General features: G+C 29.9%; 11 protein-coding genes and 1 pseudogene. All 12 read left to right on the top strand.

Translation table 11 applies throughout. The features are described 5' to 3' along the window. Window positions 1-283 precede the first annotated feature (283 nt). The 12 genes and pseudogenes from KQI16_RS04360 (at window position 284) to KQI16_RS04305 (ending at window position 14,806) form a co-directional block, all read left to right on the top strand. Window positions 284-1,363 carry an undecaprenyldiphospho-muramoylpentapeptide beta-N-acetylglucosaminyltransferase gene (locus KQI16_RS04360; protein WP_216432486.1) on the top strand — a complete coding sequence of 360 codons (1,080 nt, stop codon included), beginning with the start codon at window positions 284-286 and terminating at the stop codon, window positions 1,361-1,363. Between the two features lie 264 nt (window positions 1,364-1,627). Next, window positions 1,628-5,140 (top strand): pyruvate:ferredoxin (flavodoxin) oxidoreductase, encoded by a 3,513-nt coding sequence (nifJ, locus tag KQI16_RS04355; RefSeq protein ID WP_216432485.1) that lies wholly within the window; start codon window positions 1,628-1,630, stop codon window positions 5,138-5,140. Window positions 5,141-5,270: 130 nt separating this feature from the next. Next, window positions 5,271-5,567 (top strand): DUF1292 domain-containing protein, encoded by a 297-nt coding sequence (locus KQI16_RS04350; RefSeq protein WP_216432484.1) that lies wholly within the window; start codon window positions 5,271-5,273, stop codon window positions 5,565-5,567. A gap of 113 nt (window positions 5,568-5,680) precedes the next feature. Further along, window positions 5,681-6,499 carry a PHP domain-containing protein gene (locus KQI16_RS04345; protein WP_216432483.1) on the top strand — a complete coding sequence of 273 codons (819 nt, stop codon included), beginning with the start codon at window positions 5,681-5,683 and terminating at the stop codon, window positions 6,497-6,499. 8 nt (window positions 6,500-6,507) lie between these two features. Next, complete coding sequence (locus KQI16_RS04340; RefSeq protein WP_216432482.1) at window positions 6,508-7,701, top strand: pyridoxal phosphate-dependent aminotransferase; 1,194 nt, start codon at window positions 6,508-6,510, stop codon at window positions 7,699-7,701. A 300-nt stretch (window positions 7,702-8,001) separates the two neighbouring features. After that, window positions 8,002-8,814: an aminotransferase class IV gene (locus KQI16_RS04335; RefSeq protein WP_216432481.1), complete on the top strand. Its 813-nt coding sequence runs from the start codon at window positions 8,002-8,004 to the stop codon at window positions 8,812-8,814. Window positions 8,815-8,907: 93 nt separating this feature from the next. Beyond that, window positions 8,908-10,446 (top strand): DUF342 domain-containing protein, encoded by a 1,539-nt coding sequence (locus tag KQI16_RS04330; RefSeq protein WP_216432480.1) that lies wholly within the window; start codon window positions 8,908-8,910, stop codon window positions 10,444-10,446. A 10-nt stretch (window positions 10,447-10,456) separates the two neighbouring features. Beyond that, window positions 10,457-10,903 (top strand): chemotaxis protein CheW, encoded by a 447-nt coding sequence (locus tag KQI16_RS04325; RefSeq protein ID WP_216432479.1) that lies wholly within the window; start codon window positions 10,457-10,459, stop codon window positions 10,901-10,903. Between the two features lie 5 nt (window positions 10,904-10,908). After that, entirely contained in the window at window positions 10,909-11,400 is a 492-nt protein-coding gene (locus KQI16_RS04320; RefSeq protein WP_286172871.1) for a chemotaxis protein CheD, read from the top strand. Window positions 11,401-11,443: 43 nt separating this feature from the next. Next, a pseudogene (locus tag KQI16_RS04315) lies at window positions 11,444-12,001 on the top strand (CheB methylesterase domain-containing protein); the annotation flags it as partial. 11 nt (window positions 12,002-12,012) lie between these two features. After that, entirely contained in the window at window positions 12,013-12,777 is a 765-nt protein-coding gene (locus KQI16_RS04310) for a CheR family methyltransferase (protein ID WP_216432477.1), read from the top strand. 13 nt (window positions 12,778-12,790) lie between these two features. Continuing rightward, a complete protein-coding gene (locus KQI16_RS04305; protein WP_216432476.1) occupies window positions 12,791-14,806 on the top strand; it encodes a chemotaxis protein CheA in 2,016 nt (671 codons plus the stop codon). The last annotated feature ends 5 nt before the right edge of the window (window positions 14,807-14,811 follow it).

Raw genomic sequence — 14,811 nt, 5'->3', positions numbered from 1 at the left:
TGGAGTTAGGAGTGTGGAGCATTGGTAGTGTGGAGTGCTGAGTGTGGAGTGTGGAGTTGGTTTTTAGGTTTTAGTTTGCTGCACAACTCAGAGTTCATAGCTCTAGACTCAGTGAAGAAGCAATGGTAAGAAGTAAAAGGTAATAAGTAAGTGAGAATAAATAATTAACAATCAGCATAGATGGTGTAAAATGTACAATGAAGGAAAATTTTTAGCCTTGCTGAAAACTGAAAATTGAAAACTGAAAACTGAAAACTGAAAACTGAATTCGGGTGGTGTTTTAATGAGTAAATATAAAATAATAATGACTGGTGGGGGAACTGCAGGTCATGTTACTCCTAATTTGGCTTTAGTACCAGCCTTAAGGGAAAAGGGCTTTGAAATAAAATATATAGGAAGCAAAAATGGTATAGAAAAAGAAATAATAAAAGATGCAAAAATACCTTATTATGAAATTTCTTCAGGAAAATTTAGAAGATATTTTGATATTAAAAATTTTACAGACCCCTTTAAAGTTATAAAAGGGATAAGTGAAGCTAATAAAATTTTAAAGAAGGAAAAACCGAATATAGTTTTTTCAAAAGGGGGATTTGTTGCTGTACCAGTAGTAATAGCAGCATATTTGAGGAAGATACCAGTAGTTTCTCATGAATCAGATTTAACTCCTGGATTAGCAAATAAATTAGCAGCTCCATTTTCATCTAAATTATGTGTTACCTTTAGGGAAAGTTTAAAATACATTAAGGATGGGAAAGGAGTTTTAACTGGAACTCCAATTAGAAAAGAAATTTTAAATGGAAATGCAATGGAAGGCAAAAAGATATGTGCTTTTAAAGACAATAAAGAGATTCTCTTTATTATAGGTGGAAGTCTTGGAGCTAAAAGCATAAATGAAGAAATTCGAAAGAATATTGATAAATTATTAGAGGATTTTAATATTATTCATATTTGTGGAAAGGGAAATTTAGCTGAGGAACTTAAAAATAGAAAAGGTTATGTTCAATTTGAATATGTAAAGGAAGAATTGCCTCATTTATTAAAGGCAGCAGATTATGTTATTTCTAGAGCAGGTGCAAATGTTATTTTTGAATTGTTAGCTTTAAGAAAACCAACTTTATTAATACCTCTGTCTAAAAAAATAAGCAGGGGAGATCAGATACTCAATGCTAACTCTTTTGAAAAAGAAGGATACTCTATAGTTTTAGATGAAGATGAAATGTTAGAAAAGGAAGGGCTTATTTTAGAAAAAATAAAAGAATTAAAAGAAAAAAAGAGTTATTTGCTTGAAAATATGAAAAATAGTCAGGTATCAAATGGAGTAAATGCTATAATCGAAGTTATTCTCAACAATTTAAAGGAATAAAAATTATTAAAAAAACAAATATTACTATTAAATAAACAATAAAAATAATAGCATGAAAAGGTTATCTTTTTAACAAGCTATTCTAGTAAAACCTTGCAAAATAAAAATAGTGTTATATAATAAAATAGTAAGTAAAATTGGGGGGGTATTATAAATTAATTTCCCTAAATTTATTTCTAAATATAATAATTAAATACAGTTTAATAGATTTTCTGTATTAGCCGTATTTATAAATTTTTATATAAAGGAAGAGAGGTCAAAAAGATGAGAAAAATGAAAACTATGGATGGTAATACAGCCGCTGCTCATATATCTTATGCTTTCACAGAAGTAGCTGCTATATTCCCAATCACACCATCTTCACCAATGGCTGAACACGTTGATGAATGGGCTGCTCAAGGAAGAAAGAACATATTTGGACAACCTGTAAAGGTTATGGAAATGCAATCAGAAGCTGGTGCAGCTGGTGCAGTTCATGGATCTTTACAAGCTGGTGCTTTAACTACAACATATACTGCATCACAAGGTTTATTATTAATGATTCCTAATATGTATAAGATTGCAGGAGAAATGTTACCAGCAGTATTCCATGTATCAGCTAGAGCTTTAGCTACATCTTCATTAAGTATATTTGGTGACCACCAAGACGTTATGGCTGCAAGACAAACTGGTTTTGCAATGTTAGCTGAAGGCTCAGTTCAAGAAGTAATGGACTTAGCTGCTGTTGCACACTTATCAGCAATTAAAAGTAGAATTCCATTCTTAAACTTCTTTGATGGATTTAGAACATCCCACGAAATACAAAAGATAGAAGTTTTAGAATATGATGAATTAGCTAAGTTAGTTGATCAAGAAGCTTTAGAAGAATTTAGAGCAAGAGCTTTAAGTCCAAATCATCCAGTAACAAGAGGAACTGCTCAAAACCCAGATATCTATTTCCAAACTAGAGAATCAGTAAATAGATATTATGAACAAGTTCCAGACATTGTTGAAAGTTACATGGCTGAAATAACTAAATTAACAGGTAGAGAATATCACTGCTTCGATTATTACGGAGCTCCTGATGCTGATAGAATTATTATTTCTATGGGTTCATCAATCGACGTTGTTGAAGAAACTGTTGACTTCTTAAACGCAAGAGGAGAAAAAGTAGGTTTAGTTAAAGTTAGATTATTTAGACCATTCTCTGTAGAAAAATTATTAAAAGTAATACCAAGCACAGTAAAGAAAATTGCTGTATTAGATAGAACAAAGGAACCAGGATCAATTGGAGAACCTTTATATCTAGATGTTAAGAGTGCTTTCTATGGAAAAGAAAATGCTCCTATCATAGTTGGAGGTAGATATGGATTAGGTTCAAAGGATCCAAATCCATCACACATAGCTGCAGTATTTGCAAACCTAGCTTTAGATAATCCAAAGAACGGATTTACTATAGGTATAGTTGATGATGTAACAAATACTTCATTAGAAATTGTTGAAGATATAGATGCTACACCAGCTGGAACTAAAGCATGTAAGTTCTGGGGATTAGGATCAGATGGTACTGTTGGTGCTAACAAGAGTGCTATTAAGATCATTGGAGATAAAACTAACATGTATGCTCAAGGATACTTCTCATATGACTCTAAGAAGTCAGGTGGTATAACAGTATCTCACTTAAGATTTGGTAATTCTCCAATTAAGTCTCCATATTTAATAGATAAGGCTGATTTCGTAGCATGTCACAATCAAGCATATGTATATAAATATGATGTATTAGAAGGATTAAAGAAGGGTGGTAAGTTCTTACTTAACACTGTTTGGACAACAGAAGAACTTGATGAAAAATTACCAGCTTCAATGAAGAGATACATTGCTAACAATAATATTGAATTCTATACATTAAATGCTGTTAAGATAGCTCAAGAAGTTGGTCTTGGCGGAAGAATTAACATGATAATGCAATCAGCATTCTTCAAGATTGCAAATATTATTCCAGTTGAAGATGCAGTTAAATACTTAAAAGAAGCAGTTGTTACTTCATATGGTAAAAAAGGACAAAATGTTGTTGATATGAACCATGCTGCTATAGATAAGGGAATTGAAGCTATAGTTAAGATAGACGTTCCGGCTGATTGGAAAGATGCTGTTGATGAAGTTAAGGAAGATAAGAGAAAGAAACCAGACTTCATTAAGAATATAGTTGAGCCTATAAATGCTCAAAAAGGATTTGATTTAACAGTTTCTCAATTAGCAGATTTAGCTGATGGTACATTCATGCCGGGTACTGCTGCTTATGAAAAGAGAGGAATTGCTATTAACGTTCCTGAATGGCAAGAAGATAAATGTATTCAATGTAATCAATGTGCATTTGTTTGTCCACATGCTACAATTAGACCATTCTTATTAACTGAAGAAGAAAAGAATAATGCTCCAGAAGGAATGAAGTCAGTTCCAGCTAAGGCATTAAAGACTGAAGAACCAATGTTCTATACAATTGGGGTTTCACCTTTAGATTGTACAGGCTGTGGAAACTGTGCTCAAGTATGTCCAGCTCCTGGTAAGGCATTAATTATGAAGCCACAAGAATCACAACATGATCAAATTGAACCATGGGATTATGCAGTAAATGACATTAAACCTAAGAAAAACCCTATGAATAAGAACACAGTTAAGGGTAGCCAATTCGAACAACCATTACTTGAATTCTCAGGTGCTTGCGCAGGTTGTGGAGAAACTCCATACGTTAAGCTTGTAACTCAATTATTCGGTGATAGAATGATGATAGCTAACGCTACAGGATGTTCATCAATCTGGGGTGGTTCAGTTCCTGCAACTCCATACACTGTAAATAAAGATGGACATGGACCAGCATGGGCTAACTCATTATTCGAAGATAACGCTGAATTTGGTTTAGGTATGTTCTTAGGAGTTAAGGCTATAAGAGAAAGAATTGCTGAAAATATGAGAAAAGGTCTAGAAGTTGAAAGTTCTGAAGAAGTTAAAGCAGTACTTCAAGACTGGTTAGATCATATGAACAGTGGTGAAGGAACAAGAGATAGAGCTAATAGAGTAATTGCAGCTCTACAAAATGTTGATGCTGATTATGCTAGAGAAATCTTAAAAGAAAAAGATTATCTAGTTAAGAGATCACAATGGATCTTCGGAGGAGACGGTTGGGCTTATGACATCGGATACGGTGGATTAGATCACGTTCTTGCTTCTGGAGAAGATGTTAATGTTCTTGTATTAGATACAGAAATTTACTCAAATACAGGTGGACAATCTTCTAAATCTACACCAACTGCTGCAATAGCTAAATTTGCTGCATCAGGTAAGAAGACTAAGAAGAAAGACCTAGGAATGATGGCTATGACATACGGATATGTATATGTAGCACAAATTTCTATGGGTGCAGATAAGAACCAAGCTCTTAAGGCTATAGCTGAAGCTGAAGCTTATCCAGGTCCATCATTAATCATTGCATATGCTCCATGTATCAGCCACGGAATTAAAGCTGGTATGTCAAACAGCCAAGATGAAGCTAAGAAAGCTGTTGAATGTGGATATTGGGCTCTATATAGATACAATCCAAGCTTAAAGGGAACTAAGAATCCATTTAGCTTAGATTCTAAGGAACCAAAGGGTAGCTTCAGAGACTTCTTAATGGGAGAAGTTAGATATGCTTCATTAGCAAAAGTATTCCCAGAACAAGCTGAAGAATTATTTGCTAAGACAGAACAAGATGCTATGGAAAGATTAGCAACTTATAAGAGATTAGCAGAACAAGAATAATTTTAAATAAGGAGCTTTTTGCTCCTTATTTTTTTATGCTTTATAAAAAATAATTAAATTTTTTGCTTTTAATTTTTATAAATAAAGGGTAGAATTAAATAGAAGAATGCCTTTAAAGGAGGATTATATTATGGATAAAGAAAAAAATGAATTACATCATCATGAACATGGAGAAGATTGTGGATGCGGACACGATCATGAACATGAACATTTTGTTGTAGATCTAGAAGATGATAATGGAAATGTAATTTCATGTCCTATTATTGATGCTTTTGAATTTGAAGATAAGGAATACATACTAGCTCAAGATCCAAATGAAGATTCAGTTTACTTATTTAGAGCAGCTGAAAATGGTGAATTAGAAGTTCCTGAAGAAGATGAATTTGATAGAGTATCAAAATTTTATAGTGAAGAACTAGAAGATTAATAATAAAAAAGTGCTGATATAGCACTTTTTTTAATTGTCATTTTATTTTAATAGTGATATTATTTTTATAATGTAGAAAGAAATAATAAAAAGTTAGAAAAAGGTGCTAAAGAATGAAATGTGCAGATTTACATATACATTCAAATTATTCTGATGGAACTTTGTCTCCTGAAGAAATAGTTGAAATAGCTAGGCAAAATGGACTAAAAGCTATTTCTATAACAGATCATGATTGTATATCTTCACAATATATTGTAGAAAAGAAATATAATGATATAGAAATAATACCAGGGATTGAATTAAGTTCAGAAATTGATAATTTAGAAATACATATATTAGGATATTTTATAGATTATAAGAATGCTCATTTAATTAATATTGTCAATAAATTGGCGAAAGAAAGAATAAAAAGAGTAGAAAAGATCATTATGAAGCTCAATGAAAATGGAATAGACCTATCAATGGAAGATATTGAATTAAGCAATTCAATAGGTAGAAGTCATATAGCAAATGCTATGGTTAAAAAGGGATATTATGATAATTATAAAACTGCCTTTATGAGCTTTTTGGTTAAAGATAAACCTGCTTATGTTAAGGGGTATAAATTAAATTATAGGGAAGCCATTAAAGTCATTAGAGAAGCTGGAGGAATTCCAGTTCTGGCTCATCCTGGTCAAGTGTATAGAGGTTTAGCCATGGAGAATTTAATAAAAGAGTTAAAGTTTTTTGGATTAATGGGTTTAGAAGTGTATCATCCTTCTCATTTAAGAGAAGATACTAATAAATTTTATAATCTTGCAAAAAAACATAAACTTATTATTACAGGGGGAAGTGACTATCATGGTAAAGGGTGTTATAGTGAGAATCTGATTGGAAGTTATGGAATAAAAGAAGAGTTATTAAATAAATTAATTAAATTTAAGAGCAAGTGAGGTACAAAATGGAACTATCTAAGAAAGTTTTACAAATTAATCCGTCAATTACATTAGAAATTACAGCTAAGGCTGCAGAGTTGAAAGCCCAGGGAATAGATGTATTGAGTTTTGGTGCTGGAGAACCAGATTTTAATACTCCAAATAATATAATTGAAGCAGCTTATAAAGCTATGAAGGAAGGAAAAACAAAATATACAAAAACAAGCGGAATTATAGAATTAAGAAAAGCTATATGTGATAAATTAAAAAAAGAAAATAATCTTAATTATTTTCCTGAACAAATTATAGTTTCTACAGGTGCAAAACAATGTTTATCAAATATTTTTATGGCTATATTAAATCCGGGGGATGAAGTAATAATTCCAACTCCATATTGGGTAAGTTATCCAGAATTAGTAAAAATGGCTGATGGAGTACCCGTATTTTGTAATACAGAAGAAAGTAATGACTTTAAATATACAATAGCTTCTTTGAAAAAAGTATTAACAAAAAAGACAAAAGCAATAATATTAAATAGTCCCAATAATCCTACCGGCAGTATATATAATGAAGAAGAGCTTAAAGCTATAGCAGAATTTGCAAAAGAAAATGATCTTATAATAATTTCAGATGAAATATATGAAAAACTTATATATGATAACAAAAAGCACATAAGCATAGCTTCCCTTTCAGAAGATGCTTATAATAGAACGATAGTAATAAATGGCTTTTCAAAATCCTATGCAATGACTGGATGGAGAATAGGATACTCAGCTTCTTCAAAAAAAATTGCCAGTCTTATGGGAAGTATACAAAGTCATATGACATCAAATGCAAGTTCAATAAGTCAATATGCTGCCCTTGAAGCTTTAGAAGGCAGTCAGGATAGCGTAAATAAAATGATAAAAGAATTTGAAAGCAGAAGAAATTATATGGCTGATAGATTAGCTGAGATAAAAAATGTTTCTTTTATTAAGCCAATGGGTGCATTTTATATTATGGTTAATGTAGGTTATTACTATAATAAAGAACTAAATGGATATAAAATAAAATCTTCTTTAGATTTTTCAAAAAAATTATTAGAGGAGGAAAAGCTAGCGGTTATCCCGGGAATTGCTTTTGGGTTGGATAATTACATTAGATTATCCTATGCGACTTCCATGGAAGTGATAAGCAAAGGGTTAGATAGGCTTGAAAATTTCCTAAATAAATTGAAATAATATTGATAGTTAATAAGTCTTAAGTAAAGGGTGATAGGTGAAAGTTTGGTTTTAAGCCTATTACCTTTTTGTTATAAATTTAATTAATTTATTAATTATTTAAGATAAAAGTTTTTTATTATATAATAAACATATAAAATATTATCCTTAATGTTATACCATTTTTGTTTTATTATGGATAATTTTATAGATAAATTATATAATAAATATAACAAATGAAATATTTAGAAGAACTTGTAGAAATAAAAAGCACTCATTTAAGTTATTCTAGATAGGGGATAATTATAAGGAGGCATTAAAGTGGAGGCAATTTTAGAATATTATTTAGAAGATGGACATATTGAAAAAATTATTAATTACACAAGTGATGCAACAGAAAAAGGAAGGATTATTTATGAAGTTATTAAGGTGATACAGGGAGTTCCTCTATTTTACGAAGATCATATAAAAAGGTTTGAGTCCTCCTTTAATTTAACTAATAAGGTTTTTTCTTATAAATATGATAAAATCAAGGAATACATAGATAGGCTTATAGAGGCTAATAAAATTAACTGTGGAAATATAAAGATAACTTTTGATATAAAGACGGATACAATGAAGATTTTTAGCATAAAACATTCTTATCCTTCAAAAGAAATGTATGAAAAGGGAGTTAAGACTATATTTTATCATGGAGAAAGAACAAACCCAAACGCAAAAGTAGTTGATAATGATTTTAGGGCTAAAGTTACTGAAGAAATAAATAAAAATAATGCTTATGAAGCTATTCTAGTTAATAAGGCTGGGTATATTACAGAAGGCAGCAAATCAAATATATTTATGATTGAAAAGGATAAACTTTATACTTCTCCTTTAGAAGATGTGCTTCCTGGAGTAACAAGAGGAAGGATAATTGCCTTAAGTAAAAAAATAGGGCTAGATTTTGAAGAAAAGTCAATTAAATTTGATAAAATAGAAAATATTGATGCCATGTTTATTTCAGGAACATCTCCTAACATTCTTCCTATTTCATCAGTTGATAATAAAGTTTTAGATGTAGATAATAAAGTTTTGAGATATTTGATGAAAAAGTTTGATGAAGAAATAAAAAAATATATTGAAAATTATAGATAATATAAAATTTTACTATAAATTTAAATAATATTTAAAAATTTATTTAATTATCATATTATTATATTAATGGTAGGTTTATCGGAGGCGATAATTATGGAAGAGAGAGTTCCTGAGAAAAGTAGTGAAGTTAAGAAAAATATTAATATTAAATTTAATTCTGATAAAACAGAAGCTTATATAACCATTACTTATCAGGATGAGGGTGAGGATTTAAGTAATAAAAATCTTCCAGAATTAATATCAGAAGATGAAATAATTCAATATTTAAATAGTTATGGAATTAAATATGGTATTTTACAATCCTCAATTGAATATATAAAAAGCAATAAAGAAGTTAAGGAGTTATTGATTGCAAAGGGAGAAAAAGCAAGGCCTCCTATAGAAGATAAACTTAATATATTATTTGGTACTAATAAAAAAATAGAGATAGACGAAAATATATACAAAATAGATTATAAAAATATCAATAATATAATAAGTGTTAAAGAAAATGAAGTTCTTGCCGAAATTATTATTGGAGAAGATGGCGTAAATGGAGTTAATGTATTTTCAGAGGTTATACCTAGCAGGCCCAAAAAGATAGTTGAATATAAAGCAGGCCAAGCTTGTAAGCTTGTAGATAATAAATTTATTTCAACTATGGCCGGTAAGCCAAATTATAATAAAAGCTCTGTATGGGTTGAGCCTATGTATGTTCTTAATAATGATGTAAATTTAAAGAGTGGAAATATCAATTTTCCTGCTAATGTTAAAATAAATGGAAAAATAACTGATGGAATGAAGGTAAACTGCGGGAATTCCCTTTTTGTTAGTAATGGAGCTTTTAATGCAGTTATTAAGGCAAATAATAGCTCTAAAATAGAAGGCAATATTATAGGCTCAACTATAGAAATAGGAGGAATTGATTTAATTAGGCAAGAGAGAATTGATTTATTAAATGAGTTAAAAGATAAAATTGAATCTATATTAGCTAATTTTGAATATTTAAAGAATAATAATTTAATAAAAGCAGATGTGTCAGAAAAAATGATGATTAGATTGTTAATAGAAACAAAATATAAGGACATATCTAAGCTTTCTGTGAAAATAATTTCTAATTTTTCTAGAGATTATAACAAATCAGATATTGTTAAAATAGTAAGAAATAAATTATTAGGGACAAGCATAGCTAATATTAATAGTATTAAAGAATTAGAAGAACTTTTAGAAAAAGTTAATGATGAATTAAATGAATTAAATGAGGAAGCTAAGATAAGCATAGATTTAATTATGGATTATGGACAAGAGTCAGATATAAAGGCAGCCGGAAATATTATTATTAATGGAAAGGGATTATTTACAAGTGAACTTTATGCAAAGGAAAGTATTAAGTTTACTAGTAAAGAAGCTGTCTGCAGAGGTGGCCATTTAAAAGCTGGAAAAGCTATTTATGCTTCAATTGTAGGAAATGAATCAGGAGTGGTTACAAAATTAGAAGTTGATAAAAAAGGTGAGATAAAAGTTAATATTGCTTATCCTAACACTATTTTTATTGTAGCTAATAGAAAATATATTTTGGATAAGCCATCTAAGGATATTCATGCATATTTAGATAAGGATGGCACTATAGTTATTGATAAATTGCTTCTATAGGAGGAAAGAAATGAAAGAGATAAAAATATTAGTTTTTAAATTAGATGATGAATTTTTTGCTACAGATATTATGGAAGTTGAGAGAATTCTAGGGTATGATAAGCCTACAGCTCTTCCGGATGTTCCTGAATTTTTTGAAGGGGTAATTAATTATGAAGCAGGAGTATTACCAATAATAAATCTTGCAAAAAAATTTAAGTTCAAAGAAAATATTTCAGATGATAAAAAGATAATTGTTGTTAAAAAAGAAAGAAATAAGTTTGGAATATTAGTAGACAGTGTTAGTGAAGTTTTAAGTATATCTGAAGATGATATAAATGCATCTAAAGAAATTTCAAGCTTAATATCTGTTAGATATATAACGGGCATAGTTAAAAAAGATAATAACATAATTATGCTGTTAAATTTAGATAAAATTTTAACTTTAGAAGAGGAAGAAATAATATTTCAGGGGTGAAAAAGTTGCAGGAAAAAAGAGAGGTTAGAGTTGGAATAGCTGATGCTGCTGTTGTATCTTCCCCGGATACATTAATTACTATGGGTCTTGGATCTTGTGTAGGAGTTGCTTTATATGATAGAGAAAAAAAACTTGCAGGATTAGTACATATAATGCTGCCAGATAGCAAACAATTTAAAGATATTGTCAATCCTTATAAATATGCAGATTTAGGTATAGAAAAATTGCTCTTAAAAATGCTAAGCTTGGGTGGTAATAGAGAGTGTATTACAGCTAAAATAGCTGGCGGAGCATCTATGTTTAATTTTAGTGATAAAAGAATTATTAGTGATATTGGACAAAGAAATGTTTTAGCTACAAGAGAGGCCATAAGGAAGTTTGCTATACCGATAATTGCTGAGGATGTTGGTGGCAATAAGGGAAGAACTATGATAGTTGATAGCGAAAATGGATCGGTTATCATAAAGACTGTAGGAAATGACTTAAAGAAACTATAAGGGGGATGCACTATTGGAAAATAAAAATAAAAAAGTGATACGTGATATAATTTTAATAGGAGCATCAACAGGTGGCCCTAATGCAATAGAAAAAGTAATTACAGGGTTTACTCAGGATATTAATGCAGCAGTATTAGTTGTTCAACATATGCCTAGTGGTTTTACTAAAGCTTTTGCGGAAAGATTAAATAAAAAATGCAGGTTAGAAGTTCTTGAGGCAAGAGATGGATATAAGATAGAAAAAAATAAAGTTTATGTTGCACCAGGAGGATATCATATGGTGGTGAAAGAACCTGGTATTATAAGATTAAATCAAGAGCCACCCCTATGGGGAGTAAGGCCAGCAGTGGACCAACTATTTATTTCTGCTTCTTTAGTATATACCAATAGAATAATATCTGTAGTATTAACAGGTATGGGTAAAGATGGAGCAAAAGGTACTGTTGAAGTGAAGAAAAATAATGGAATAACTATTGTTCAGGATGAAGAAACATGTGTGATTTATGGAATGCCTAAGGTAGCCCTTGAAACTGGATATGTAGATTATGTAGTTCCAGTTGATAAAATTGCCTCAAAAATACAGAGTTTAATTAACAATTAATAGGAGGAAATATGGATTTTAATGATTTTCACAATTGGGTGTATGGGGAGTTTAAAATAAATTTACATGCCTATAAGCCTGAACAATTAAACAGAAGAATAAGAAGTTTAATGTCTAGAATAGGTGTTAAAAGCTTAGAAGAATATAAAAAACTGCTCCTTAATAATGAAAATGAAAGACAACGATTTTTTAATTTTATAACTATAAATGTAACTGAATTTTTTAGAAATGCGGAATTATTTAAGGAATTAGAAAGCACTTTGAAAATATACATACAGTCAAATAAAAATCTGAAGGTGTGGAGCGCTGCTTGTTCTATAGGTTGTGAGCCTTATAGTATAGCAATGATTCTTAATGAAATAAACCCCTTAGGTAGAAATGATATTATTGCTACTGATATTGATACAACAATATTAAAAAAAGCCATGCTTGGCGAATATCAATTAACTGAAATGAAAAATGTTAGTAACTTCTATTTGAAGAAATATTTTAAAGAGGTTAACAATAAATTTATTATAGATAATAAGATAAAATCCATGGTAAAATTTAAACGACATGATTTAATTTTAGATGATTATGAAAAAGGATTTGATTTGATAGTATGTAGAAATGTTATTATATACTTTAAAAATGAAACCAAAAAAGAAATATTTGAAAAATTTGTAGATTCTTTAAAAAAGGGTGGATTACTTTTTGTTGGTGCAACTGAAAGTATTTACAATTATAAAGACTTTGGATTAGAAAAAGTATCTACATTTATTTACAGAAAAGCATAAGGGGTGAAAATGTATGGACGTATCTCAATATATGGGGATGTTTCTTGAAGAATCAATGGAAAATTTACAAACTTTAAATGAAGCGCTATTAGATTTGGAGCAAAATCCTAAAAATAAAGATAAATTAAATGAAATCTTTAGAGTTGCGCATACTATTAAGGGAATGGCTGCAACCATGGGATTTAGTGATATAGCTGAACTAACACATAAGATGGAAGATGTTTTATCTGAGTTCAGAGAAGGAAAGCTAGAAGTAACAAGCAATGTAGTAACAATATTATTTGAATGCTTAGATACACTAGAAAGAATGGTAAGCAATATCGAACAAGGCTCTGATGAAACAATAGATATTACAGAAGTAATGAGAAATTTAGAAAGTGTAGCTAATGAGGAAAATATTATTGTGGAAACTGAAGGGGATGCTAAAGCAGAACCTGCAGAAAATAATGAAGAAACAACTAATACCCTGTTAAATGAATATGATATATCAGTATTAAAACAAGGTAAAGAAAATGGTTTTAATGGTATAGACATTAAAATAACACTAAGAGAAGATATTTTGTTAAAATCTGCAAGAGCTTTTCTAATCGTACAGGAACTAGAAACTCAAGGAGAGATTATCAAATCATATCCATCAACTGAGGATATAGAAAATGAACAATTTGATACAGAATTATATTTCGTTCTTGTAACAGTTAAGACAAAAGAAGAAATTGAAGAAATAGTTAAAAATATTTCTGAAGTTGAGAAGGTAGTAACAAAGTATGTAGAATTAAAAGAGGATATAAATAAGCTTCCGGAAATTCCAAAGGCTAAGGAAATAGAGAAGAAAACAATAGTAAATAATAAAAATACTAATTCAGTAAAGAATATAGCTAAGAAAGAAAAAAGCAGTAAAAGGGTACATCAATCTGTTAGAGTAGATCTAGATAGAATAGATAAATTAATGAATATGGTATCTGAGCTTGTAATATATAGAACAAGATTAGAGCAGATTGTAATTGATAATAAATCCCAAGAATTAGTTGAAACTATTGAACAAGTAGAAAGGACAACTTCTGATCTGCAAGATTTGGTAATGAAAATAAGAATGTTACCTTTAGAGGTTGTATTTAACAGATTCCCAAGATTAATTCGAGATATATCAGTTGATCTTAATAAGGAAATAAATTTTATCATTGAAGGTTCAGAAACTGAATTAGATAGAACTGTAATTGATGAAATTGGAGAACCATTAATCCACCTTTTAAGAAATGCTGCTGATCATGGTATAGAAAGCAGAGAAGAAAGAATAGCTGCAGGTAAAGATCCAGTAGGTACTATTAAATTAGTTGCTTATCAAGAAGGAACTAAGGCTTTAATAAAAGTTGAAGATGATGGTGCTGGAATTAATCTTGCAAAGGTTAAGGCTAAGGCAGAAAAAATGGGTATAAATACTGAAGGATTAAGCGATAATGATATTAGAAATTTAATTTTTAATCAGGGTTTCAGTACTAATACAGAGGTTACCGACATATCAGGACGTGGGGTAGGAATGGATGTTGTTAAAACAAAGATTTCTGCTTTAGGTGGTACTGTAGATGTAGTTAGTGAAGAAGGCAAAGGATCAAGCTTTATTATAAAATTACCTTTAACACTTCAAATTATACAAGCTTTATTAGTTAAGGTTGGAAGCCAAACTTTTGCTATTTCTTTAGGATACATAGATAAAGTAATAGATTATAAAGAAGATAGAATTAAGAAGACTAATGGAGAAGAAGTAATAGTTTATAGAGATACTATTATACCTTTAATCAGATTAAATGAAAGATTAGGAATTGAAAAAGCTGATAACAAAAAGAAATTTGTTATAATAGTAAAAGTAGGAGACAAAGTAGTTGGATTATTAGTAGATTCCCTATTAGGACAACAAGAAATTGTAATTAAACCTTTAGGTGATACCTTAAAATCACTAAAAGAATATATAGGTGCTACAATACTAGGAAATGGACTAGTTACATTGATACTTGACGTTGCAGCATTAATCTAGAAGGG

It is taken from the genome of Caproiciproducens sp. MSJ-32 (genome assembly GCF_018918055.1).
Taxonomy (GTDB): domain Bacteria; phylum Bacillota; class Clostridia; order Clostridiales; family Clostridiaceae; genus Clostridium.
The sequence above is the reverse complement of the archived record's forward strand: the minus strand, read 5'-3'. Positions and strand labels throughout refer to the sequence as shown.

Bases quoted from the DNA above. Each gene is read 5' to 3' on its own strand.
- KQI16_RS04345 (WP_216432483.1), top strand. From the start codon at position 5,681: ATGAAATGTGCAGATTTACATATACATTCAAATTATTCTGATGGAACT.
- KQI16_RS04350 (WP_216432484.1), top strand. From the start codon at position 5,271: ATGGATAAAGAAAAAAATGAATTACATCATCATGAACATGGAGAAGAT.
- nifJ (WP_216432485.1), top strand. From the start codon at position 1,628: ATGAGAAAAATGAAAACTATGGATGGTAATACAGCCGCTGCTCATATA.
- KQI16_RS04305 (WP_216432476.1), top strand. From the start codon at position 12,791: ATGGACGTATCTCAATATATGGGGATGTTTCTTGAAGAATCAATGGAA.
- KQI16_RS04360 (WP_216432486.1), top strand. From the start codon at position 284: ATGAGTAAATATAAAATAATAATGACTGGTGGGGGAACTGCAGGTCAT.
- KQI16_RS04325 (WP_216432479.1), top strand. From the start codon at position 10,457: ATGAAAGAGATAAAAATATTAGTTTTTAAATTAGATGATGAATTTTTT.
- KQI16_RS04310 (WP_216432477.1), top strand. From the start codon at position 12,013: ATGGATTTTAATGATTTTCACAATTGGGTGTATGGGGAGTTTAAAATA.
- KQI16_RS04330 (WP_216432480.1), top strand. From the start codon at position 8,908: ATGGAAGAGAGAGTTCCTGAGAAAAGTAGTGAAGTTAAGAAAAATATT.
- KQI16_RS04340 (WP_216432482.1), top strand. From the start codon at position 6,508: ATGGAACTATCTAAGAAAGTTTTACAAATTAATCCGTCAATTACATTA.